At 67.8% G+C, this 22099-nt stretch carries 17 protein-coding genes and 1 pseudogene; 13 read left to right on the top strand and 5 right to left on the bottom strand.

The annotated features are described in order from the left end of the window. Window positions 1-41: 41 nt before the first annotated feature. The 3 genes from QE395_RS12400 to ubiM all read left to right on the top strand — a co-directional run bounded on the left by QE395_RS12400 (window position 42) and on the right by ubiM (window position 2267). On the top strand, window positions 42-572 hold the full coding sequence (locus QE395_RS12400; protein WP_306990491.1) for a DUF4019 domain-containing protein: 531 nt from the start codon (window positions 42-44) through the stop codon (window positions 570-572). 15 nt (window positions 573-587) lie between these two features. Beyond that, window positions 588-989, top strand: coding sequence for an MAPEG family protein (locus QE395_RS12395; protein WP_093533144.1), 402 nt, complete (start codon window positions 588-590; stop codon window positions 987-989). 105 nt (window positions 990-1094) lie between these two features. Beyond that, window positions 1095-2267, top strand: coding sequence for a 5-demethoxyubiquinol-8 5-hydroxylase UbiM (ubiM, locus tag QE395_RS12390; protein ID WP_306990489.1), 1173 nt, complete (start codon window positions 1095-1097; stop codon window positions 2265-2267). A 50-nt stretch (window positions 2268-2317) separates the two neighbouring features. Here the strand turns inward: ubiM and QE395_RS12385 are convergent, their stop codons facing one another. After that, complete coding sequence (locus tag QE395_RS12385) at window positions 2318-2548, bottom strand: RNA-binding S4 domain-containing protein (protein ID WP_068850383.1); 231 nt, start codon at window positions 2546-2548, stop codon at window positions 2318-2320. Between the two features lie 268 nt (window positions 2549-2816). Here QE395_RS12385 and QE395_RS12380 point away from each other — a divergent pair, with 268 nt between their 5' ends. The 6 genes from QE395_RS12380 (at window position 2817) to QE395_RS12355 (ending at window position 12467) form a co-directional block, all read left to right on the top strand. Beyond that, entirely contained in the window at window positions 2817-4772 is a 1956-nt protein-coding gene (locus tag QE395_RS12380; protein WP_306989319.1) for a DEAD/DEAH box helicase, read from the top strand. A 168-nt stretch (window positions 4773-4940) separates the two neighbouring features. Continuing rightward, window positions 4941-7358: an EAL domain-containing protein gene (locus QE395_RS12375; protein ID WP_306989317.1), complete on the top strand. Its 2418-nt coding sequence runs from the start codon at window positions 4941-4943 to the stop codon at window positions 7356-7358. A gap of 121 nt (window positions 7359-7479) precedes the next feature. Further along, complete coding sequence (locus tag QE395_RS12370; protein ID WP_306989315.1) at window positions 7480-9132, top strand: diguanylate cyclase; 1653 nt, start codon at window positions 7480-7482, stop codon at window positions 9130-9132. 37 nt (window positions 9133-9169) lie between these two features. Then, entirely contained in the window at window positions 9170-9892 is a 723-nt protein-coding gene (locus tag QE395_RS12365) for a pseudouridine synthase (RefSeq protein ID WP_093533149.1), read from the top strand. A gap of 76 nt (window positions 9893-9968) precedes the next feature. Next, window positions 9969-11039: a sensor domain-containing diguanylate cyclase gene (locus QE395_RS12360; RefSeq protein WP_093533150.1), complete on the top strand. Its 1071-nt coding sequence runs from the start codon at window positions 9969-9971 to the stop codon at window positions 11037-11039. Between the two features lie 264 nt (window positions 11040-11303). Then, window positions 11304-12467 carry an AAA family ATPase gene (locus QE395_RS12355; RefSeq protein WP_306989313.1) on the top strand — a complete coding sequence of 388 codons (1164 nt, stop codon included), beginning with the start codon at window positions 11304-11306 and terminating at the stop codon, window positions 12465-12467. A gap of 135 nt (window positions 12468-12602) precedes the next feature. On the opposite strand, the gene QE395_RS12350 is transcribed toward QE395_RS12355, so the two are convergent. From QE395_RS12350 to QE395_RS12340, 3 genes and pseudogenes are all read right to left on the bottom strand, one after another. Beyond that, on the bottom strand, window positions 12603-13550 hold the full coding sequence (locus tag QE395_RS12350) for a DMT family transporter (RefSeq protein WP_306989311.1): 948 nt from the start codon (window positions 13548-13550) through the stop codon (window positions 12603-12605). Between the two features lie 55 nt (window positions 13551-13605). Then, window positions 13606-14443: pseudogene (locus QE395_RS12345) on the bottom strand (DUF72 domain-containing protein). Then, the gene (locus tag QE395_RS12340) at window positions 14422-14868 is read right to left on the bottom strand and encodes a VOC family protein (protein WP_306989308.1); all 447 of its coding nucleotides are present in this window, start codon (window positions 14866-14868) and stop codon (window positions 14422-14424) included. The pseudogene QE395_RS12345 and the gene QE395_RS12340 overlap by 22 nt, the downstream one beginning before the upstream one ends. Window positions 14869-15001: 133 nt before the next feature. Here QE395_RS12340 and QE395_RS12335 point away from each other — a divergent pair, with 133 nt between their 5' ends. Both QE395_RS12335 and smrA read left to right on the top strand, forming a co-directional pair. Next, the gene (locus tag QE395_RS12335; RefSeq protein ID WP_068850409.1) at window positions 15002-16558 is read left to right on the top strand and encodes a serine hydrolase; all 1557 of its coding nucleotides are present in this window, start codon (window positions 15002-15004) and stop codon (window positions 16556-16558) included. A 58-nt stretch (window positions 16559-16616) separates the two neighbouring features. Then, window positions 16617-18452, top strand: coding sequence for a multidrug efflux ABC transporter SmrA (gene smrA, locus QE395_RS12330; RefSeq protein ID WP_306989305.1), 1836 nt, complete (start codon window positions 16617-16619; stop codon window positions 18450-18452). A gap of 562 nt (window positions 18453-19014) precedes the next feature. Here smrA and QE395_RS12325 read toward each other — a convergent pair. Beyond that, the gene (locus QE395_RS12325; RefSeq protein ID WP_306989303.1) at window positions 19015-20823 is read right to left on the bottom strand and encodes a DUF885 domain-containing protein; all 1809 of its coding nucleotides are present in this window, start codon (window positions 20821-20823) and stop codon (window positions 19015-19017) included. Window positions 20824-20926: 103 nt separating this feature from the next. Between QE395_RS12325 and QE395_RS12320 the strand changes: the two genes are divergently transcribed. Next, complete coding sequence (locus tag QE395_RS12320; protein ID WP_095363344.1) at window positions 20927-21283, top strand: GFA family protein; 357 nt, start codon at window positions 20927-20929, stop codon at window positions 21281-21283. Window positions 21284-21321: 38 nt separating this feature from the next. Continuing rightward, window positions 21322-22086 carry a DUF4349 domain-containing protein gene (locus QE395_RS12315; protein WP_095363444.1) on the top strand — a complete coding sequence of 255 codons (765 nt, stop codon included), beginning with the start codon at window positions 21322-21324 and terminating at the stop codon, window positions 22084-22086. Window positions 22087-22099 lie beyond the last annotated feature (13 nt).

Below are 22099 nucleotides of genomic sequence, written 5' to 3'. Positions count from 1 at the left end.
CGTAGACTGCAATGCAGTCCACTGCTGCCTACGGTGTCCCGATGCGCGTTCCGCTGCTGCTGTCGCTCCTGCTTCCCGCCGTTGCCCCGGCCCAGACCCCGCCGCCGGCCACCCCGGCCCCGGCGCCCGCACGCCCCGCACCGGTCGCCCCGGCCGCACCGGCACGCCCGGCCTTGACCCCGCAGCAGCAGGCGCAGGTGCAGAAGCAGGACCAGGAAATGGCTGCGGCCGGCTTGAAGGTGGCGACCCTGGTTGACACCGGTCGCGCTGCCGAGGCCTGGAAGGGTGCTTCCGAGGTGGCCCGCAAGTCCGTCACCGAACAGGCCTTCGTGGCCCAGCTCGACGGCGACCGCAAGCGCCTCGGCGCACTGCTCTCGCGCGGGCAGCCCGTGGTGACCCGGGTCAAGTACAAGGCCGGCGCGACCGTGCCCGAGGGCCTCTATATCAACGTCAGTTTCCCCACGAAGTTCGCCAACAACGCCCAGCCGGTCCGCGAGCTGGTGTCGTTCCGTTTCGATGAAGACAAGGTCTGGCGCCTGGCCGGCTACAGCGTCCGCGCTGCCGCGCCCTGACCGCAGGAGAAATGCATGGGTATCGAGATCCAGATGCTGGGTTGGGCCATCGTGCTGGGCCTGGTGCAGGTGATGATCGCCGCAGGCGCGGTCACCCGCGAACGCGGCTTGGCCTGGAATGCCTCGGCCCGCGATGGCGTCGCGCCGCCACCGGGACCGCTGGCTGCACGCCTGCAGCGGGCGCAGGCCAACTTCCTGGAAACCTTCCCGTTCTTCGCCGCCGCCGTGCTGGCGGTAGTGCTCACCCAGCGCCAGGACAGCACCACCGCGCTGGCGGTGCAGCTGTATTTCTGGGCGCGGCTGGTCTACGTGCCGCTGTATGCCGCCGGCATTCCCTACGTGCGCAGCCTGGTCTGGGTGGTCTCGATGCTGGGCATCGTGCTGTTGCTGTGGCGCCTGCTGCACGGGCTGGCGTGAACCGGCGCCGACGCGGCTGATCCAGATCAAGAGGGTGCCTGCCCACGAGCGGTAAGCTCGGTCGTGGACACGCAACGGAAACGGATCATGCAGGACGATCGCGGAGTGCAGGCAGTGGATGTGCTGGTGGTGGGCGCTGGGCCAGCGGGGCTGTGTTTCGCCCGCGCGCTGGCCGGCAGCGGCCTGCGGGTGGCGGTGGTGGAGCAGCAGCCGCGCGCGGCGCTGGCCGAGGCCGCCTTCGACGGGCGCGAGATCGCGCTCACCCATGCCTCGCGGCACATCCTGGAGCAGCTGGGCCTGTGGCAGCGACTGGATCCCGCTGAAATTTCGCCGTTGCGCGACGCCAAGGTCATGGATGGGGGTTCACCGTTCGCGTTGACCTTCGCCGCGCGCGACGCGCACGGCAGCGACCTGGGCTGGCTGGTGCCCAATCACCTGATCCGCCGCGCGGCATGGGACAGCTTGCAGGGCCAAGCCGACCTGGAGATCCTCGACCAGTGCAGCGTGCGCGGCATCGTGCCCGGTGCGCGCCACAGCGAGGTGACCCTTGCCGATGGGCGCCGGCTGCAGGCGCGGCTGGTGGTGGCGGCCGACAGCCGGTTCTCGTCCACCCGGCGCATGCTGGGCATCGGCGCGCGCATGCGCGATTTCGGCAGATCGATGCTGGTCTGCCGGATGCAGGTCGAGGTGCCGCACCAGCACACTGCGTGGGAGTGGTTCGGCTATGGCCGCACCATGGCGCTGCTGCCGCTCAACGGCGACCAGGCCTCGGCGGTGATCACCCTGCCACCGCGTGAAATCGAACGGCTGCTGGCGCAGGAGGCGGCGACCTTCGGACGCAGCATCAGTGCGTGTTTCGAACACCGCCTGGGCGCGATGACGCCGGTGGCGCGGCCCCATGCATACCCGCTGGTGGGGGTCTACGCCACTGCGTTCGTGGGCGCGCGCTGCGCGCTGATCGGCGATGCCGCGGTGGGCATGCACCCGGTCACGGCGCACGGTTTCAACCTGGGCCTGCAGAGCCAGGACCGGTTGGCCGCGATCCTGCGCCGGGCGGCCGGGCGGGGTACCGACATCGCCGCTCCGGCCGGTCTGGCCGCCTACGAGCGGGGGCACCGGCTGGCCTCACGGCCGCTGTACGAGGCGACCAATGCGATCGCCACGCTGTATACCGATGACCGCCTGCCGGCGCGGGTGCTGCGTCGGGCGGGGCTGCGGCTGGCCCACGGGGTGGCGCCGTTCCGGCAGCTGATTGCCGCGCACCTCACCGGCAGGTGACCACCGTTGGTCCACACCGGTAGGTGACGACCGCGGGTCGTCACACGGGATCAGGGGGCGTCGCTGTCGGCGATGACGTTGATCACGGTGTCGCCGAACTGGACCTGCTGGCCGCCGCGGATCTTGCAGGCCTTGCGCAGCTCCACTTCGCCGTCAACGAGCACCTGGCCGTCGCCGATCACGGTCTTGGCTTCGCCGCCGCTGGTCACCAGGTCGGCCAGCTTGAGCAGCTGCTTCAGTTCCACGTACTCGCTGTCCAGTTCAAATTCGAGGGTCTGCATGGAGCGGGGTATCCTGTGAAGGGGCGCGGAGCGGGGCCGCGCCGAAATCGGGCGCATATTGTGCGCCAGCACGCGGCGTTTACCGCTTCCGTGCTGAAATCTGTACGCGTGGTTCAGGATTCATGCGGTATCATCGCGCCCTGAGCGAGTGAATTCTCCTCCGACCGAGCAGCGCCAGGGCACGCGATAAGAAAGGGCGCCCAAAGCGCGGACCATCCCCTTTTTTATGCCACTGCCACGTAAAACGGTAGTGGCTTCGGAGTTCCCCATGTCCCAAGAATCCCCCACGCCGCTGCTGTTCGCAGACCTCGGCCTGTCCGACGCTGTGATGAAGGCCGTTGCCGCCGTCGGCTATGAAACCCCGTCGCCGATCCAGGCCGCCACCATCCCGGCGATGCTGGAAGGCCGCGACGTGCTGGGCCAGGCCCAGACCGGCACCGGCAAGACCGCCGCCTTCGCGCTGCCGGTCCTGTCCAACCTGGATTTCAACCAGACCAAGCCGCAGGTGCTGGTGCTGGCGCCCACCCGCGAACTGGCCATCCAGGTCGCCGAGGCGTTCCAGACCTACTCCTCGGGCATCCCCGGTTTCCGCGTGCTGCCGGTTTACGGCGGGCAGCCGTACGGCCAGCAGCTGCAGGCCCTGCGCCGTGGCGTGCACGTCATCGTGGGCACCCCGGGCCGCGTGATCGATCACCTCGATCGCGGCACCCTGGACCTGTCCGAGCTGAAGACCCTGGTGCTGGACGAAGCCGATGAAATGCTGCGCATGGGCTTCATCGACGACGTCGAAGCCGTGCTGAAGAAGCTGCCGGAAACCCGCCAGGTGGCGCTGTTCTCGGCCACCATGCCGTCGCAGATCCGCCGCATCGCGCAGACCTACCTGAAGAACCCGGCCGAAGTCACCATCGTCAGCAAGACCACCACGTCGGCCAACATCCGCCAGCGTTACTGGTGGGTGAGCGGCATGCACAAGCTGGACGCGCTGACCCGCATCCTGGAAGTGGAACCGTTCGACGCGATGATCATCTTCTCGCGCACCAAGGCGGCCACCGAAGAACTGGCGGAAAAGCTGCAGGCCCGTGGCCTGGCCGCTGCCGCCATCAACGGCGACATGCAGCAGGCGCAGCGTGAGCGCACCATCGGCATGCTGAAAGAAGGCAAGCTGGACATCCTGGTGGCCACCGACGTGGCCGCGCGCGGCCTGGACGTGGAGCGCATCAGCCACGTGCTGAACTACGACATCCCGTATGACACCGAAAGCTACGTGCACCGCATCGGCCGTACCGGCCGTGCCGGCCGCACCGGCGATGCGATCCTGTTCGCCACCCCGCGCGAAAAGGGCATGCTGCGTGCGATCGAGCGCGCCACCCGCCAGCCGATCGAAGAGATGCAGCTGCCGAGCGTGGACGCGGTCAACGACACCCGCATCAACAAGTTCATGAGCCGCATCAGCGATGCGCTCGATGCCGGCGGCACCGAGTTCTACCGCGACCTGCTGCAGAAGCTGGAAGGCGAGAAGAACGTGCCGGCGATCGAGATCGCCGCCGCGCTGGCCAAACTGCTGCAGGGCGATTCGCCGTTCCTGCTGACCCCGCCGGTGCGTGGTGCCCGTGAAGAGCGTGCGCCGCACCCGCGTGCCGACCGCAACGACCGTGGCGAGCGCCCGGCGCGTTTCGAACCGCGCTTCGAGCGTGGCCCGCGCCGTGAAGACGACCGCGGCCCGCGTCCGCCGCGTCCGGAAGGCGATTTCGGCGGCAACGACGGTGGCTTCGAGCGTGCCCCTCGCCGTGAAATCGCCCCGCGTGGCGAGCCGGAACCCGGCATGGAAACCTTCCGTATCGAAGTGGGCCATGTGCACGGGGTCAAGCCGGGCAACATCGTCGGCGCGATCGCCAATGAAGCCGGGCTGGAAAGCCGCTTCATCGGCCGCATCGACATCCGTGACGACTTCTCGATCCTGGATCTTCCGGCGGAAATGCCGGCCGACCTGCTCAGCCACCTGAAGAAGGTATGGGTGTCGGGCCAGCAGCTCCAGATGCGCAAGGTCGAGCCGGGTGAAGACACCGCAGGCTCGGGTTCGGCACGCCCGCCGTTCAAGCCGAAGTTCGGCCGCGGCGGCAAGCCGGGCGGTCCGGGTGGTCACCGTGGCCCGGGTGGTCCGGGCGGCAACGACCGTCCGCCGCGTCGTGACGGTTTCAAGCCGCGCGGTCCGCGCAACGGCTGATCGCTCCACATCGCCGCAGCCAACAACGCCAGCCTTCGGGCTGGCGTTGTCGTTTCAGCTACCTGACCGATGTGACGGCGAAACTTCGCGCCGTTTCAACAAGGCTGGACCTAGCCTGCAATTACAGGGGACTATGCCAAGCACCCATGGGCGCCGGAGGGATCTGCGATGCTGGGAGGCAGCAGGGATGTGGGCAGTACCGCCGTGCCGTATGTGACGCGGGGTTTGACCCTGCGGTTCGTGCTGCTTACCGGCATGGCGGTCGGGCTGGTGGGGTTGTCGGCGCTGATCCAGGAACTGCAGGGCGCCTCCACCGCCTGGATCGTGGGGCAGAGCCATTGGTCGCGCAGCCAGCAGCATGCCTCCTTTGCGCTGGAGCGATACCTCACCTCGGGCAATCCGGCCGCACTGGCCGAAGCGCGCGCGGCGCTGCAGGTGCCGCTGGGTGACCTGGACGCACGCCGCGCGCTGGAACAGGACGACGTGGATATCGCGCGGGCGCGGCGCGGCTTCCTGCAGGGCGGCAACCAGCCGGGCGACATCAACCGGCTGATCCTGTCGTTCCGCTACCTGGGGCATCTCGGTTACTTCCGCGATGCGGTGCACCTGTGGCAGCAGACCGACCATGGCCTGGCGCAGCTGCAGGCGATGATGGACAGCGCCGAAGCGATGCATGCCGACGGCCGCGTGGAGCCCGCCATGCGCGAAGCATTGCTGGTCCAGCTGCAGGCGCTGGACCGCAGCCTGCAGGCGCAGGCCCGCGCCTTCTCGCTGGCGCTGCTCAATACGGCTTCCATCGTGCGCATGGTCACGCTGGCTGTCGGTGGCCTGTCAGTCCTGCTGATCACCCTGGTTGCCGTACTGCTGTCACGACGCGTGCGCCATGACCTGATCGACACCGAAAGCCGCTTCCGTGCCGCGTTCTACCAGGCCACGGTGGGCATGCTCAAGCTGGACCACGCCGGGGGCATTGTCGAAGCCAACCAGGCCATGGCCGATATCCTCGGCTATCGCCGCGACGCGCTGCTGGGCATGGAGCTGCCGGAACTGCTGGTGGATGGCGAGCTGGTGCTCGACGAGGCCGGCGACATCGACTGGCCGCGCCAGCTGCGCCCGGGCGAACTGCGCTTCCGGCATGCCGACGGCGGCCTGCTGTGGGGGCGTTGGAGCGGCACCCTGGTGCGCAGCCCCGGCCGTGAGGTCTCGGTGTTTGCGATCATTGAAGACGTCTCGCAGAACCACGCGCTGGCCCGCGAGGTCGAGCACCACGCCAGCCACGATCCGCTGACCGGGCTGGTCAACCGCCGCGAGATCGAACGCCTGCTGGAACTGGCGCTGCTGGACGTGCGCAGCCATGGCGGGACCCACAGCCTGTGCTACCTGGACCTGGATTATTTCAAGCTGGTCAACGATGGCCTTGGCCACGCGGCCGGTGACCAGTTGCTGCGCGGCTTTGCCGACTACCTGGAAGGTGCGGTGCGCGAAGGGGACTGGGTGGGCCGCATGGGCGGTGACGAGTTCGCGATGTTCCTGGCCGACGCCCGCCAGGAAGAAGCCAAGCAGGTGTTGCAGCGGATCGCACGCAACCTGGGCCAGGCCGGATTCCAGCGCGACGACGGGCTGCCGCGGGTCAGCTGCAGCATCGGGGTGGTCGAAATCACCGCGGAGGTGGCGGACGTGAACTGGCTGATGAGCGCGGCCGACAGCGCCTGCTATGCGGCCAAGCAGGCCGGGCGCAACCGCGTGCATTGTTTCAACGAGAACCGGATGGCGCTGGAAGAGCGGCTGCTGGAAGCAGACCGGCTGGCGCATGTGTCCAGCGCGATCGCCGAAAACCGCATGCTGCTGTACGCCCAGCGCATCGAGCAGGTGGGCGACCCGGGCTTCCTGCATTACGAAGTGCTTGTGCGCATGCGCGGTACCGACGGCCAGCTGCAGGGCCCGGGCGATTTCATGCCGGCGGTGGAGCGCTATGGCATGGGCATGGCGCTGGACCGGCACGTGCTGGGGCTGCTGTTCCGCCACCTGCAGCTGTGCCCGGCGCATGTGCAGCGGCTGGGCCTGTGCAACGTGAACGTATCGGCCCAATCGATCGCCGAGCCGACGTTCCTGGCCTTCGTCTGCGACCTGCTCGAGCGCAACCGCGGGCTGGCGCGCAAGCTGTGTTTCGAGATCACCGAGACCGCGGCGATCAGCAACCTGGACCAGGCGCGCAGCTTCGTCGAAGGGGTCAAGGCGCGGGGCTGCCGGGTGGCACTGGACGACTTCGGTGCCGGGCTGTCCTCGTTCGGCTACCTGCGCCAGCTGCCGGCGGACATGCTCAAAATCGATGGGGTGTTCGTGCGCGACATGGATATCGATCCGGTCAGCCGTGCCACGGTGCGCGCCATCACCGAAATCGGCCGCGAGCTGCACATGAGCGTGACCGCCGAGTGGGTGGAGTCCGAAGAGATCGCCGCGCAGCTGCGGGCGCTCGGGGTGGAAGGGCTGCAGGGGTATGCCATCGAACGGCCGATGCCGCTGGAAAAGCTCACCCAGCCCTCGCTGTGGCGGGAAACCCCGGTGCCGTCCAGCCGCCTTTCCTGAACTGTGACGTGCACCGGCGCGCCTTCTTGCGATAATCGCCACGGGGACGCCATGCGGTGTGCATGGCGGTGCAGGGCGACAGGGTGATGGTGTGAGGCGCAGCGACGGCGGGATGCAGGGGATGAGCGGGGCCATCAGGTGGCTGACCGGCCTGGTGTGGCTGCTGCTGTCGGCCACGGCGTTGGCCGGCACGGCCCAGGTCGGCCGTGATGTGCTGCTGCTGGGCGCCGCCACCGACCAGCAGGCCCCGCAGCGCCCCTGCTCACCGGAGGTGCTGGCCCATCACCAGGACATCCTTTCGATTCCGGCGCCTGCAGGCGGCTGGTCCGGTGCGCCACAGGCGGTGGATGTATTCGGGGTGCTGACCGGGGAGGTGCGGATCAGTCACGGCGACCGCCAGATCTGCGGCAGCATGCACGACGCCCGCACCCGGGATTCGCGCTTCCGCGCCGGGGTCGGCATGGTGGTGGTGCCCAAGGCCGGCGAGCGCGAGCCGATCATCGTGTCATGGGCCGCCCCGCTGAAGCCGCGCTGGATTCCCACCGTCCGGCTGGGGGCGCCCAGCCCGGTGCAGCAGAACGATACCGCCCGCCTGCTGGTGCGCGCGGCCTGCATCGCGGTGGCAATCGCTTTGGCGCTGTCGGCGCTGATGGGGTTTGTGACCGCCCGCGACCGCACCTTCCTTTACTACGTGGCGATCTGCGCGGTGTTCGTGCTGTGGCAGGCGGTGCTGGGTGGCCTCAGCGGGTACCCCGAGCCGTGGTTGCCGGTGCACGACCGCGCGTCGTGGTGGCTGGTGGCGCTGAGCACGTTCGCGCTGGCGCTGCTGCTGCCGATCCTGTGGCGGCTCAATGGCGGCGCCCGGTTGTGGCCGGGCTCAGGCAGCGGCCAGCGCGCAGTGCTGTGGGGGCTGGTGCTGGCCGGGTTGTGCGTGCCATGGATGGGCACGGCCGGGCTGGCCTGGATGGCGGCTGCGCTGGAAGCAGTGTTCGTGCTGGGCTGCGTGGTCTGCCTCGGGGTGGGCCTGTGGGCGCTGGTGCAGCGCGATGGCTATGCGGCGGCGGGGCTGTTCGCGCTGGCACCGTGGTGGATCCTGATCACCGCCGACGCGCTGCACGCACACTGGCTGACCGCGTACCGGATCGAGGCGCTGCAGCTGTCGGCGACCTGGTTCCTGATGATGGCCGCCTATGCGCTCAACCTGCGCCTGGGCCGGCTGCGCCAGCAGCGCGACGAGATGCGCCAGCTGGCCGACACCGATGCGTTGACCGGCCTGCCCAACCGCCGCCACGGCCTGCACCTGCTGGCCCGCCACCTGGAACGGGCGGGCGCGGAGCAGCAGCCGCTGGCGATCGGCTTCCTGGACATCGATCTGTTCAAGGACATCAACGACCGCTTCGGCCACGAGGTCGGCGACCAGGTGCTGGTGGCCGTGGCGCGCGGCCTGCGCGGGGCGGTGCGGGTGCAGGACGACGTGATCCGCATGGGCGGCGAGGAATTCCTGGTGCTGCTGCCGGGCGCCAGCCACGGCGCGGCACTGGCGCGGCTGGAAAGCGTGCGCCGGCAGATTCCGACGGTGACCGCGCCGCTGGGCATTTCCGGCCTGGCGGTGACGGTGAGCATCGGGCTGGCGGTGCTGCGCCCGGGCCGTGATGACCTGGCGGGGCTGCTGCGGCGCGCCGACCATGCGATGTACCGGGCCAAGCGCGCGGGGCGCAACCAGGTCTGCGACGGTGAACAGGCGCTGCCGGCGGATGATCCGCTGGTCGCCTGATGCCGCGCCGGACGGGGTTTTGCCGGATAATGGCGTGATGACAACCCGACTCAACAAGTTCATTGCCGAAACCGGCTTCTGTTCCCGGCGTGAAGCCGACCGCATCATCGGCGAGCGCCGCGTCACCGTGAACGGCCACCCGGCCGGTACCGGTGCGGTGGTCGGCGAGGGCGACGTGGTGCTGGTCGACGGCCAGCCGCTGCGCGCGCGCGAGGCAAAAAAGGCCGGTGGCCGCCGTCATGTGTACATCGCGCTGAACAAGCCGGTGGGCATCACCTGCACCACCGAAAGTGCGGTGAAGGGCAACATCGTCGATTTCGTCGGCCATGAGCAGCGCATCTTCCCGGTCGGCCGGCTGGACAAGGATTCGGAAGGCCTGATCCTGATGACCAGCAACGGCAACATCGTCAACCAGATCCTGCGCGCGGAGAACAACCACCAGAAGGAATACCTGGTGGCGGTGAACAAGCCGGTGACCGACGAGTTCCTGCGCGGCATGGCGCGCGGGGTGCGCATCCACAATGAAACGACGCTGCCGTGCCGGGCCTCGCGCATCGCCAAGTTCGGCTTCCGGATCGTGCTGCAGCAGGGCCTGAACCGGCAGATCCGGTTGATGGCGGCGGCGTTCGATTACCGGGTGACCCAGCTGCGCCGGGTGCGCATCGACAACGTCAAGATCGGGGCGCTCAAGCCGGGCCAGTGGCGCAACCTGACCGATGCGGAATTGAAGGGGCTGCTGCCGCAGCAGCAGGACTGGTAGGTCCTGCACCGGCGGGTAACCTTTGCCTCGGGTGATCGGGCTAGACTGTGGCCAGCTCCCGGATTCGACCCGCTGCATGATCAAGCCCGAGAAGCCCGTCAACGAGGCGGTTCGCCTGGCGGCACTCTATCGCTATCGCATCCTGGATTCGGAGAAGGAAAAGTCCTTCGAGGATCTGGTGACCATCGCCAAGGCGGTGTGTGGCGCCTCCATGGCGGCGGTCACGCTGATCGACGCCGAACGCCAATGGTTCAAATCCATCCAGGGGACGGAGGCCCAGGAGCTGCCACGCTCGGAGTCGATGTGTGGCCATGCGATCCTGCAGCCGGAACGGGTGATGGTGGTCGAGGATGCGCAACGCGATGTGCGCTTCCATGACAATCCCATCGTGACCGGTGACCCGAAGGTGCGCTTCTACGCGGGGGCGCCGCTGGTGAGTACGGAGGGGTTGCCGCTGGGCACGCTGTGCGTGTTCGATCCGCAACCGCAACGGTTGGATGCGCAGCAGACCGAGGCGCTGGCGGCGCTGTCGCGGCAGGTGATGCTGGTGATGGAGCTGCGCCGGTTTGCGCTGGACATCCAGACGCACATGGTGGAGCGCGACGATTACGAGCGGTTGCTGGGCGAGTACCACGATGTGCTGCTGGCGCAGAACGCGGACCTGGCCGAGCAGAGCCGGACGGATGTGCTGACCGGGCTGCCGAACCGGCGGGCGATGGCGGTGGCACTGGATGCGTCGGTGTTGGATGCGGACGGGCAGCCACGGCAGACGGCGGTGGCGCTGGTGGACATCGATCATTTCAAGCAGATCAACGATTTCAACGGGCACGCGACCGGCGACCGGGTGCTGGCGGAATTGGGGGTGCTGCTGCGGGCGCAGTTCTCCGGCCGCGGGCTGGCGGCGCGCTATGGCGGGGAAGAGTTCGTGGTGCTGATGCCGGATACGGACCTGCGCACGGCGGAGCTGCAGTGCGATTTCCTGCGGATGGCGGTTTCCGACCTGCCGCTGGGGTTTCCGGTGACGGTCAGTATCGGGGTCGCGGCGCATCGTTCAGGTGACACGGTGGAGCAGACGCTGGAGCGGGCGGATGCGGCCTTGTACCGGGCGAAGGGTAATGGGCGGAATCGGGTTGAGTTGGCGCCCTGAGTTTTAGAGCCTTGGTCTGCGGGCGTGCCTGGTTTGGCTGGCGGGTGCGGGTTTGCGGGACACGCCGTGAATCCTTCCATGGAGGCTTGTAGAAAACATCCATGTTTTCTACAGTCCCGCAAACCCGCCCCCGCCAGCCTTTGACGCTTGGCCGGTGTGCCGGCAAAAAGCATGACGATTGAATGGGTCAATCGCGCCATCAATCGCAATATCTGCGACCTGGCGCTGCCATCCTGCAATCCCGTTTCCCTGCGGAGTCCGTCCGTGCTGCAGACCCTCGCCATTTCCAACTACCGTTCCCTGCACGACCTGGTCGTGCCGATGGGGGCATTGAACCTGGTCACCGGTGACAACGGCAGTGGCAAGTCCAGCCTGTACCGCGCGCTGCGGCTGCTGGCCGATACGGCGCGGGGAGGAGTGACGCCGTCGCTGGCGCGGGAGGGCGGGTTCCAGTCGGCGCTGTGGGCCGGTCCGGAGCGGTTGGACCGGCGGATGCTGGCGGGCGAGGTGCCGGTGCAGGGCGGGCCGCGGCAGGCATCGGTGGCGCTGCGGCTGGGTTTTGCGGCGGATGATTTCGGGTATGCGATCGATCTGGGCTACCCGGTGGCCGATTCGCATTCGATGTTCAACCTGGACCCACAGATCAAGTGCGAGAGCATCTGGGCCGGGCCGTTCCTGCGCAGCAGCAATGTGCTGGTGGAGCGGCGCGGGGCGATGGTGCGGCGGCGCAGTGGGCGCAGCTGGGAGCTGCTGGAATCGAACCTGTCGGTGCACGAAAGCCTGTTTACGCAGGTTGCCGATCCGCAGCGGATGCCGGAGGTGCTGCGGCTGCGCGAGACGCTGCGCAGCTGGCGCTTCTATGATCATTTCCGCAGTGACCGGGACGCGCCGGCGCGACAGGCGAGCCTGGCCACGCGTACGCCGGTGCTGAGCCACGATGGGCATGACCTGGCGGCGGCGTGGCGGACGATCGTGGAGATCGGCGATTCCGATGCGCTGGCGGCGGCGCTGGACGATGCGTTCCCCGGGGCGCGGGTCTACATCGAGCCGAGTGAGGATCACCTGAGCCTGAAGTTCCATCAGCCCGGTCTGCTGCGGCCGTTGGGCGCGGCGGAGTTGTCCGACGGGACGTTGCGCTATCTGTTGCTGATCGCGGCGCTGCATACGCCGCGCCCGCCGCCGTTGATGGTGCTCAACGAGCCGGAAACCAGCCTGCATCCGGACCTGCTGCCGGCGCTGGGGCGGTTGATCATCGGGGCGGCGGCGCGCAGCCAGGTGTGGGTGGTGTCGCATGCCAGCCGGTTGATCGCGGCGCTGCGCGAGGCAGAGCCGTGCACGTCGATCGCGCTGGAAAAGCAGATGAGCCGTACGACGCTGGTGGGCCAGGGGGTGCTGGACGCGCCGGCATGGTACTGGCCCGAACGCTGACGCCGGAAGCGTTGGCCCGTAAAAAACGGATCGGTTGACGGATCGGTGAAATGGATCGGTGAACGGATCGGGAAAACGGATCGGGAAAACGGATCGGTACCCGTCGGCTCCACCCGCCGCGCGGGTTCCGGTTCTTCACTCGGCGATGTTGCGCGCTTCGGCGGTGCCCAGGATCTCGGGATGCTGCACTTTCTTGCGCCGGTTCAACAGCGGGTGCAGGAAGACCGCGCCGACGATGATCGCCACGCCGGCATAGAACAGCGGGGTGAGTTCACGCTGTTCACTCAGCAGGACCATGGCCAGCAGGATCGCGTAGACCGGTTCCAGGTTGGTGACCAGCTGCACGGTGTAGGCGCTGAGGTGGCGCAGCGCGACCAGCGCCAGGGCGAACGGCAGCAGGGTGCACACGCCGGCCAGGGCCAGCAGCAACATCCCGTCGCGCAGGTCGGGTATCACCCACAGCGGGCTGGCCAGTGCGGGCAGCAGGAACGGCAGCAGCGGGGCGAGCAGGGTCAGGGTGACGGTGCCGGCGCCCAGTTCCACCGCAGTGACGGTGAGTGGGTCGGCGTGGCTGACCAGGCGCTTGTTGAGCGAGCCGAAGATGGCGACCAGCAATGCGGACATCGCACCAACTAGGACACCCACGCGCATGCCGTCAGGCACGCCGCCGACCACCATGCCCACGCCCGGCAGCACGGCGATGCCGAAGGCCAGTTCGCGCAGCTGGAAGGGGCGCTCGGCGACCCAGGGTTCGATGACGGCGGTGAACACCGGGGCCAGCGCGATGCAGGTGGCCGCCACCGAGGCATTGGCCAGCTTCACCGCGCCGTAGAAGGTGAGCCAGTGCAGGGCGACCAGCGCGCCCACGCCGCAGTAGCCGGCGAACAGGGCGGGGGAGAGCTGGCGCAACCCGCGCCAGACGCGTGGCAGCAGGGCCAGCATGGCCACCACCAGCAGCATGCGCCACCACACCAGCGGCAACGCGGGCAGGCTGATGAGCTTGCCGAGGATGGCGGTGATGCCCCACAGCAGCACGCAGAAGTGGATTTGCAGCAGCGCTTTGCGGGTGTCGGTCATCGGCATCCGCGTATTGTGCGTCAATCGGCAAGGCCCCGATAGCGCGGGGCCTTGCCCGGCCCTATGCGCCGACCTGCTGCAGTTGTTTCCGCAGCGCCACCGCGGCGCCAGGGTTGCGGTGCTTGGCGGCGCCGATGAACAGCATGAACACCTCGCGCGGCCCACTGGCGGGGGCGTCGGCCGTGATGTGCGGCAGGTCGGGATTGTCGTCGCCACGCGCCCAGCGCATCGCGCGCAGGCACCACTGTTCCAGCGTGCGCTCGGGGTAGCCGGCACGCAGGTTGGCGCGCGACTGCATCAGCCTGGCGTAGATGAAATCCGCGGTGGGGGTCGGCAAAGCTGGGATAATCGGCCGAGCCGCTGAACACCAGGGCCGCGCCGTGCGCGCGCGCCACGGCCACCAGCTCCGGCGTCCACGCCGCGGGATTGCGCACTTCCAGTGCGTGCCGGAGCACTTGTCCATTGGCCCTGCCGGGCAGGGCATCGAGGAACCGATCGAACTCCTGTGCACCCGCCGGATGGGTATCGCCAAACTGCCACACCAGCGGGCCGAGGCGATCCTCCAGCGCGGTGATGCCGTTGATGAAGTTGTCGGCGCGTGCGCCGGCCGCCGCCAGGTCGTGGGTCTGGGTGATCGTGCGTGGCGCCTTGGCGGAGAATTTGAAGCCGGGCGGGGTCTGCTCGCGCCACTGCGCGTACACCGCCGGCTTCTGCGCGCGGTAGAAGGTGCTGTTGATTTCGATGCAGCCGAGCTGGCGGCTGGCATGCGCCAGCTCCTCGCGCTGCGGCAGGCCGGCGGGGTAGAACGTGCCACCGCGCCAGGCCGGGAACACCCAACCGCCGATGCCGGTATGAATCGGTCCGGGAACAGCGTGCTTCAAGCGTCGCTCTCCTTCCAGGGGTCGTAGCTGCCGAACCACCACAGGTGGCCCTCGAGGTCGCGGCAGGCATAGCCGCGGCCGCCGTAGTCCTGGTCGGCGATATCGATCGCCAGCTCGGCCCCGGCGGCGACCGCACGCTCGTAGTGGGCATCGGGATCGGTCACGATGACGCAGGCACTCTGGGTTTCGCGGCCCTCGACTTCATCGGGTTGCACGATGAGCTTGCCCCAGTCGCCGCCGTTGTCGACCGAGCCGAGCATGATCATGCCGCGGCCGTAGACCAGTTGGGCGTGGTACACGATGTCGCCTTCGGCGTACACGGCCTGCGCGGTGAACCCGAACGCACGCTCCAGCCAGGCGATGGCCGCACGCGCGTCGCGGTAACGCAGGCAGGGAATGATGGTGGAGCCGGTGTCGGTGTCGGTGTCGGTGGGGAGGGTCATGCGGGTGCTCCGGGGTGGGCGGCTTCTGGCACAGGCGAGCCTGCGGCCGGCCGCGTTACCATCGCGCGAAACCTGGCGTAACCGGCCCGTCGGTGGCCTCGACGCCCCTGCAACATGCAACCGGAGACACTGATTGAACACATCCTGGATCGGAGGCCTTGTGCTGCTGGCGTGCGCACCCCTGGCGTCGGCAGCCGTGCCGGCCGAACTGCAACGGCTGGATGCCACGGTGGAACGCGTGCGCAGCCAGTTCGACATTCCCGGCATCGCGGTGGCGGTGGTCAAGGACGGTCAGGTCGTCTTCGAGCGCGGCTATGGCGTGCGCGAGCTGGGCAAGCCGGCACCGGTCGAGGCCGACACCCTGTTCGCCATCGCCTCCAACACCAAGGCGTTCACGGCCACCTCGCTGAACCTGCTGGCCGAGCAGGGCAAGCTGAAGATGGACGACCGGGTGATCGACCACCTGCCGTCGTTCCGCATGTCCGATCCGTACGTGACCGGCGAAATGCGCATCCGCGACCTGCTGTCGCACCGCAGCGGGCTCAGCCTGGGCGCGGGCGACCTGCTGTTCTGGCCGACCACCACCTACAGCAACGCCGAGGTGGTGCAGCGGCTGGGCAAGGTGCCGCTGAAAGCCGGCTTCCGTGACCGCTACGCCTACGACAACATCCTGTATGCGGTGGCACAGCAGGTGATCGAACAGGTTTCCGGGCAGTCGTATGCGGACTTCCTGCAGCAGCACATCTTCACCCCGGTGGGCATGGCCGGCACCCGCTTCAATGCCGATCACCTGAAGCCGGGCGACAAGGCCGCCACCGGGCATGCCAAGTTCGACTTCACCGACCTGCGCACGGTGGCGCCGCTGACCTGGTCCAACAACGCCGGTGCGGGCGGGGTGTATTCCAGCGTGCACGACATGGCGCGCTGGATGAACGTGCAGCTGGCGCAGGGCAAGCTGGAAAACGGCACCGCGCTGTTCAGCCCGAAGAGCCAGCAGGCGATGTGGCAGATGATCACCCCGCAGGTCGTGCCCGAACCGAGCGTGCCGGCCCTGGCTGCCGCGCGCCCGAACTTCGCCGGCTACGGCGAGGGCTGGAGCCTGAGCGACTACCGGGGGCAGAAGCTGGTGTGGCACACCGGCGGTTGGCCGGGCATGGTGTCGCGGGTGACGTTGGTGCCGGAGCAGAAGCTGGGCATCGTGGTGCTGACCAACCAGGAAGTCGGCGCGGCCTTCAACGCGGTCACCATGGACGTGCTGGACGCCTATCTCAAGGCGCCGGCCACCGACTGGGTGGCGGCGTATGCCGCGGCGGTGGCCAAGGCGCAGGACAAGGCCGACGAGGGCTGGGCGGCGCACCAGGCGGCACGCGATCCGAAATCCACGCCGTCGCTGCCGCTGGCCCGCTACGCCGGCACCTACCGTGACCCGTGGTATGGCGAGGTGTTCGTCGAGCAGCGCGCCGGCAAGCTGCGCCTGCGTTTCGGCAGGACAGCGCAGCTGGTGGGCACGATGGAGCACTGGCAGCACGATACGTTCATCGTGCGCTGGGACGACCGCTCGCTCAACGCCGATGCGTTCGTGAACTTCAGCCTGGATCCGGACGGCAAGGTGCGCGAGGTGCGCATGCAGGCGGTTTCGTCGCTGACCGACTTCAGTTTCGATTTCCAGGACCTGGTGTTGACCCCGTGAAAACAAACGGCAGGCTGCGGTGGGATAATCGCGGCCTACCTGTTTTCCAGGAAATGGAATGTTCCGCTGGTTCGAGTCGCTGATTCCCGTCTTTCCGCCGATCGACGCGCGCATGCCGCCGCGCCGCGTGTTGCCGTTCTACCTCCACTATCTGCGCCCGGTCTGGCCGGTGCTGCTGGCCACGTTGATCGCCGGGCTGCTGCTGGCGCTGGTGGAAGTGGCCATGTTCGATTTCCTCGGCCGCATCGTCGACATGGTCAGCGAGCAGCCGGATGCGGGCTTCTTCGCCCGGCACGCCGACACGCTGCTGTGGATGGCGGCGATCACGCTGGTGGCGCGGCCGGTGCTGGTGGGCCTGCACAACCTGCTGGTCAACCAGGCCATCGTGCCGGGCCTGAGCAACCGGTCGCGCTGGCTGATGCACAACTACGTGGTACGCCAGAGCCTGTCGTTCTTCCAGAATGATTTCGCCGGCAGCATGGCCAACCGGGTCATGCAGACCGGTACGTCGCTGCGCGAGTCGGCGGTGCAGATGGTGGATTCGCTGTGGTACATCGTGGTGTACACCGGCACGGCGTTGTACCTGTTCGCGCAGGCGGACTGGCGGCTGATGATTCCGCTGGTACTGTGGTTGGCAGCCTACGTGGTGATCATGGTGTACTTCGTGCCGCGTGCGAAGGAGCGTGCCTGGATCGCGTCCGAGGCGCGCTCCAAGGCGATGGGCCGGATCGTCGATGGCTACACCAACATTCCCACGCTGAAGCTGTTCGCCCACGGCGGGCGCGAGCAGGCCTATGTGGCCGAAGCGATCGAGGAACTGGCGGTCAAGCACCGCCGCCAGACCCGGATCACCACCGGCATGGACCTGACCATCGCGATCGTCAACGGCTTCCTGATCGCCGGTACCTGCGGGCTGGCGCTGTGGCTGTGGAGCCACGGCAACATCACGGTGGGCGCGATCACGCTGGCCACGGGCCTGGTGATCCGCATCCACAACATGTCCGGCTGGATCATGTGGACGATCAACGGCATCTTCGAGGACATCGGCACGGTGCAGGACGGCATTACCACCATTTCGCAGCCACTGAGCGTGCAGGACCGCGCCGATGCGGTGCCGCTGGTGGTGCACGAAGGCGGGGTGCAGTTCGATGACATCCATTTCCACTACGGCAAGCAGGGCGGGGTGATCGCCGGGTTGGACCTGAGCGTGAAGCCGGGCGAGAAGATCGGCCTGGTCGGTCCGTCGGGCGCGGGCAAGTCGACGCTGGTGAACGTGCTGCTGCGCCTGTACGACCTGGAAAGCGGGCACATCCGCATCGACGGCCAGGACATCGCGGCGGTCACCCAGGAAAGCCTGCGCCGGCAGATCGGCGTCGTTACGCAGGACACGTCGCTGCTGCACCGCTCGATCCGCGACAACCTGTTGTACGGGCGGCCTGACGCCAGCGAGGAACAACTGCGTGCGGCAGTGAGCAAGGCGCGCGCTGCCGCCTTCATCGACACGCTGCGTGACGCCGAAGGGCGGCAGGGTTATGACGCGCACGTGGGCGAGCGCGGGGTCAAGCTGTCCGGCGGCCAGCGACAGCGCATCGCCATCGCGCGGGTGCTGCTCAAGGACGCGCCGATCCTGGTGCTGGACGAGGCGACCTCGGCACTGGATTCGGAAGTGGAAGCGGCGATCCAGGACAACCTGGACGAGCTGATGGCGGGCAAGACGGTCATCGCCATCGCGCACCGCCTGTCCACCATCGCGCGCATGGACCGGCTGGTGGTGATGGACCAGGGCCGTATCGTGGAAACCGGCACGCACGCCGAGCTGGTCGCCGCGGGTGGTCTCTATGCACGCCTGTGGGCGCGGCAGACCGGTGGGTTCGTCGCGGGGGACGCTGGGTAAGGCAACGTCAACGTCCAACGTCAACATCAGCGTTTCAGTTGTTCCATGCTGGGCAGGCCGACGGGCAGCCCCTTACGGGACACGCCGTAAACCCATCCATGGGGGCTTGGCAAAAACATCCATGTTTTTGACAGTCCCTACAGGGGCTGCCCGCCGGCCTGCCCCTCGGGCATCGCGATCGGCGGCGAGAAGAGCAGCGACGCCTGGCGTCGCTCTACGCGGTAGGGTCGGTTCCCAAACGACTGCCGGGACGAATGAAACATCCGATGACGCATGAAAATGATCGAAACCCGTAGAGCGACGCCACGCGTCGCTGCTCTCCGTTCCGCCACGCGCAATGCATGAGGGGAGGCCGGCGGGTAACCCCCGTAGGGACTGTCAAAAACATGGATGTTTTTGACAAGCCCCCATGGATGGGTTCACGGCGTGTCCCGTAGGGGGTTGCCCGCCGGCCTCCCCAGCACGTAACAACCGAAACGCTGCTCTACAAAAACAAACGGCCCGGAATTCACCGGGCCGTTCGACGTCGTGTACCGACCAACGGTCGGCACCTACCGTTGGTTCACTCGATCGGCTGGTCCAGCATGAGCTGGCGTGCGAAGCGCACCGGCGGGGCGCCGTAGGACAGCATCTTGTCGTGGTAGGCCTTCAGGTTGAACTTGTCGCCCTGCTTTTCCTGCATCGCCTTGCGCGTGTCGAAGTGCTCCTGCGCGCCGACGAAGTAGGTCGGCAGCTGCGCCGAGGTCAGCTGCGCGCGCACCCACTTGCCCGATGCCTCGCTCTCCTGCTGGAACGCATCGTGGGTCATCAGCTGCATCGCCTGCTCGCGCGTCCAGTTGTCCACGTGAACGCCCTGGTCCAGGATCGCGTTGGAGATCGTGCGCAGGTAGAACTTCAGCTGCACCAGGTGGAACAGCGGATCGTTGTCCAGGTAACCCTGCTCCTGCATCATCCGCTCGGTGTACACCGCCCAGCCTTCGGCGAACAGGCCCGAGCGCAGCACCGCACGCAGCGTCGACGGGAACTTGCCCGAATGCCAGCCTTCCAGGTAGTGGCCCGGGGTGCCTTCGTGGATGCTCAGCAGGTGGATCATGCGGCTGTTGTATTCGCGCAGGAATGAATCAACCTGCTTGTCGGTCCAGTCGTCCGGAATCGGCGACACCGCGTAGAACGTCTTCAGGTTCTTGTCCAGCGGACCCGGCGAATCGCAGTAGGCCACGGCCACGCCGCGCTGGAATTCGGGCATCAGGATGATGTCCACCGGCGCGTCGGGCAGGGTCATCAGGTCATGCTTGCGCACGAACTCGGTGGACTGTGCCAGCGCCGCCTTGGCATCGTCGACCACCTTGTCGCGCGCCGGCTTGTCGGCGTAGGCCAGCTCCAGCGCCGCTTCGATCGCCGCCTGCTGCTGTTCGTCGCTCGGATTGGCCGGCAGCGCCGGGGCGCCCGGCTTGCCGTTCAGCACCGTCTGCGCGATGCCGTACATGTCCTGGCGCACGCGCTTGAGTTCGGCGCGGGCACGTTCGCCGATCTCGGCGCGCGACAGCGACGAGTTCAGCGCGAACTTCAGCTTCTGGTCGTACAGCTCGGCACCGATGCGGAAATCGCCCTTGGCGTTCGGCACCAGCGTCTTGTCCAGCCAGGTCTGCTGTTCGTCCACCGCCTTCTTCAGGCCGTCGATGGCGGCCTGCAGGCGCTTGCCATCTTCGGCCGGCAGTTCACCGATGTGGGGCGTGATGAAGGTATCGACGATGCTCAGGATGCCCTTGTTCTGCTTGGACACCGTTTCGGCGTGGATCTTCGGCACGCGGGCCGGGTCCAGGTTCTCGCGGGCCTGGGCGAAGATCTGCGGCAGCTTCTCCATGCGTGCGGTGGCCGACTTCAGGCGGTCGGGCAGCGGCGCGAACTCACGCGCCATCAGACCGTACAGCGCGCTGCCGGCGGTGCCGTTGTAGATCTGCGGATCCCACTTGGACGCCTGCAGCACTTCGGCGTTCCAGATTTCGGACTGCAGCTGGTTGCGCAGGATGGCCGCATCCACCTGGTTTTCGCGCGAGAGCTTGCCCACCTCGACCTTGTCCAGTTCGCCGAGCAGGCCCTTGTAGGCGGTCAGCATCTTCTGCTGGCCGGCCGCGCTCAGGTCGTCGATCTCGCTGTCGTAACGGTGATCGCCGATCTGGGTGGCGCTGATCGGCGACAGCTGCATCCAGGTGTCCAGGGCACGCTTGGACAGGTCGGCGAAGGCGGCATCCACGGCCGCATCTGCGGCGGGGGCGGTTGCCGCGGTACCGGCCGGGGCGGTGGGGGCGTCGGCCTGCTGGCAGCCACCCAGGGCGGCGATCAGGGCAAGGGCAAGAAGATGCTGGCGCATCGGCGATCCTGTGCTGTGGGCAATCGCCCAGCATAGGCGCTGCCGACGGGCGACCGCCCGTGCCATTGGATTACCATGGGCCTTTCCCGCCGGGAGGTGTGCCATGCAGTACGAGGGAAGCTGCCATTGCGGGCAGATTGCGTTCGTGGTCCAGGCCGAGGCCCCCATCACCGACGTGGTGGACTGCAACTGCTCGCTGTGCCGGCGGCGCGGTGGTCTGCTGTGGTTCGGCCCGCGCACGGCGCTGAGCCTGAACACGGACCCTGCGCAGCTGGCCACCTACCAGTTCAACAAGCACCACCTGCAGCATCATTACTGCCGTGAGTGCGGCATTGCCCCGTTCAGCGAGGGCGTGGACCCCCGCAGCGGCCAGGCGATGGTGGCGGTGAACGTGCGCTGCCTGCCCGGGCTGGAACTGGGTGGGCTGAAGATCAATTTCTACGATGGAGCCAGCGTGTGACGACAGGGACGATGTGGCGCAGCGGCGCCTGGGCAGGGATGCTGCTGGTGGCGCTTGCCGGATGCAGTGGCAAGCAGCATGCGGAGATGGCCAGTGCCGGTGCGGCCGGTGCGGTGGCCTCGCCGGAAGGTGCGGCGCTGGCGTATGAGCACGAGGTGGACATCCAGCTCGATGCCGCGCAGATCGGGCCGCGGGTGAAGCAGATCAGCGAGGCCTGCCAGTCCAGCAGGTTCGGCGACTGCGCCGTGCTGCAGGTCGGCCAGCAGGGCGGCGAGTATCCATCCGGCTCGATCCGGGTGCGGATCGCGCCCAAGGGCGTGGAACCGATGATCGGGCTGGCTGGGCAGGGCGGCGACGTCGCCTCGCGCAACACCCAGGCCGAAGACCTCGCCCAGCAGGTCGCGGACACCGCGCTGACCAAGGCCCGCCTGCAGAAGGAACACGAACGCCTGCTCGCCTACCAGGACGACAAGGGCATCAAGGTCGCCGACCTGCTGGTCATCACCCAGCGCCTGTCCGAAATCGAGGCAGGGCTGGAGCAGGCCAACAAGGACGCCGCCAACCAGCGGCGGCGGATCGACACCCAGCTGCTCACGCTGCGCTTCCAGACGCCCGCAGGCCAGCGCAGCCGCAGCGAGATCGGCGAGGCGCTGGGCGACTTCGGCGCAACCGTCACCAGCAGCGTGGCCTTCGTGATCCGCGCGGTGGCCGCGCTGCTGCCGGTGACGTTGGTGCTGTGGCTGCTGGGCTGGGTTGGGCTGAAACTGTGGCGTCGGCGCCGCCGGGCTTCGTCCATGCCGTAACGCGTATGCACCA

It is taken from the genome of Stenotrophomonas sp. SORGH_AS_0282 (genome assembly GCF_030818125.1).
GTDB classification, from domain to species: domain Bacteria; phylum Pseudomonadota; class Gammaproteobacteria; order Xanthomonadales; family Xanthomonadaceae; genus Stenotrophomonas; species Stenotrophomonas rhizophila_A.
Note: the sequence above shows the minus strand (reverse complement) of the source record. Positions and strands in the feature narration are given on the sequence as shown.

Coding starts and splice junctions, on each gene's coding strand:
- QE395_RS12400 (WP_306990491.1), top strand. CDS start 42: ATGCGCGTTCCGCTGCTGCTGTCGCTCCTGCTTCCCGCCGTTGCCCCG.
- QE395_RS12395 (WP_093533144.1), top strand. CDS start 588: ATGGGTATCGAGATCCAGATGCTGGGTTGGGCCATCGTGCTGGGCCTG.
- QE395_RS12385 (WP_068850383.1), bottom strand. CDS start 2,548: ATGCAGACCCTCGAATTTGAACTGGACAGCGAGTACGTGGAACTGAAG.
- QE395_RS12380 (WP_306989319.1), top strand. CDS start 2,817: ATGTCCCAAGAATCCCCCACGCCGCTGCTGTTCGCAGACCTCGGCCTG.
- QE395_RS12375 (WP_306989317.1), top strand. CDS start 4,941: ATGCTGGGAGGCAGCAGGGATGTGGGCAGTACCGCCGTGCCGTATGTG.
- QE395_RS12370 (WP_306989315.1), top strand. CDS start 7,480: ATGAGCGGGGCCATCAGGTGGCTGACCGGCCTGGTGTGGCTGCTGCTG.
- QE395_RS12365 (WP_093533149.1), top strand. CDS start 9,170: ATGACAACCCGACTCAACAAGTTCATTGCCGAAACCGGCTTCTGTTCC.
- QE395_RS12360 (WP_093533150.1), top strand. CDS start 9,969: ATGATCAAGCCCGAGAAGCCCGTCAACGAGGCGGTTCGCCTGGCGGCA.
- QE395_RS12350 (WP_306989311.1), bottom strand. CDS start 13,550: ATGCCGATGACCGACACCCGCAAAGCGCTGCTGCAAATCCACTTCTGC.
- QE395_RS12340 (WP_306989308.1), bottom strand. CDS start 14,868: ATGACCCTCCCCACCGACACCGACACCGACACCGGCTCCACCATCATT.
- smrA (WP_306989305.1), top strand. CDS start 16,617: ATGTTCCGCTGGTTCGAGTCGCTGATTCCCGTCTTTCCGCCGATCGAC.
- QE395_RS12325 (WP_306989303.1), bottom strand. CDS start 20,823: ATGCGCCAGCATCTTCTTGCCCTTGCCCTGATCGCCGCCCTGGGTGGC.
- QE395_RS12320 (WP_095363344.1), top strand. CDS start 20,927: ATGCAGTACGAGGGAAGCTGCCATTGCGGGCAGATTGCGTTCGTGGTC.
- QE395_RS12315 (WP_095363444.1), top strand. CDS start 21,322: ATGCTGCTGGTGGCGCTTGCCGGATGCAGTGGCAAGCAGCATGCGGAG.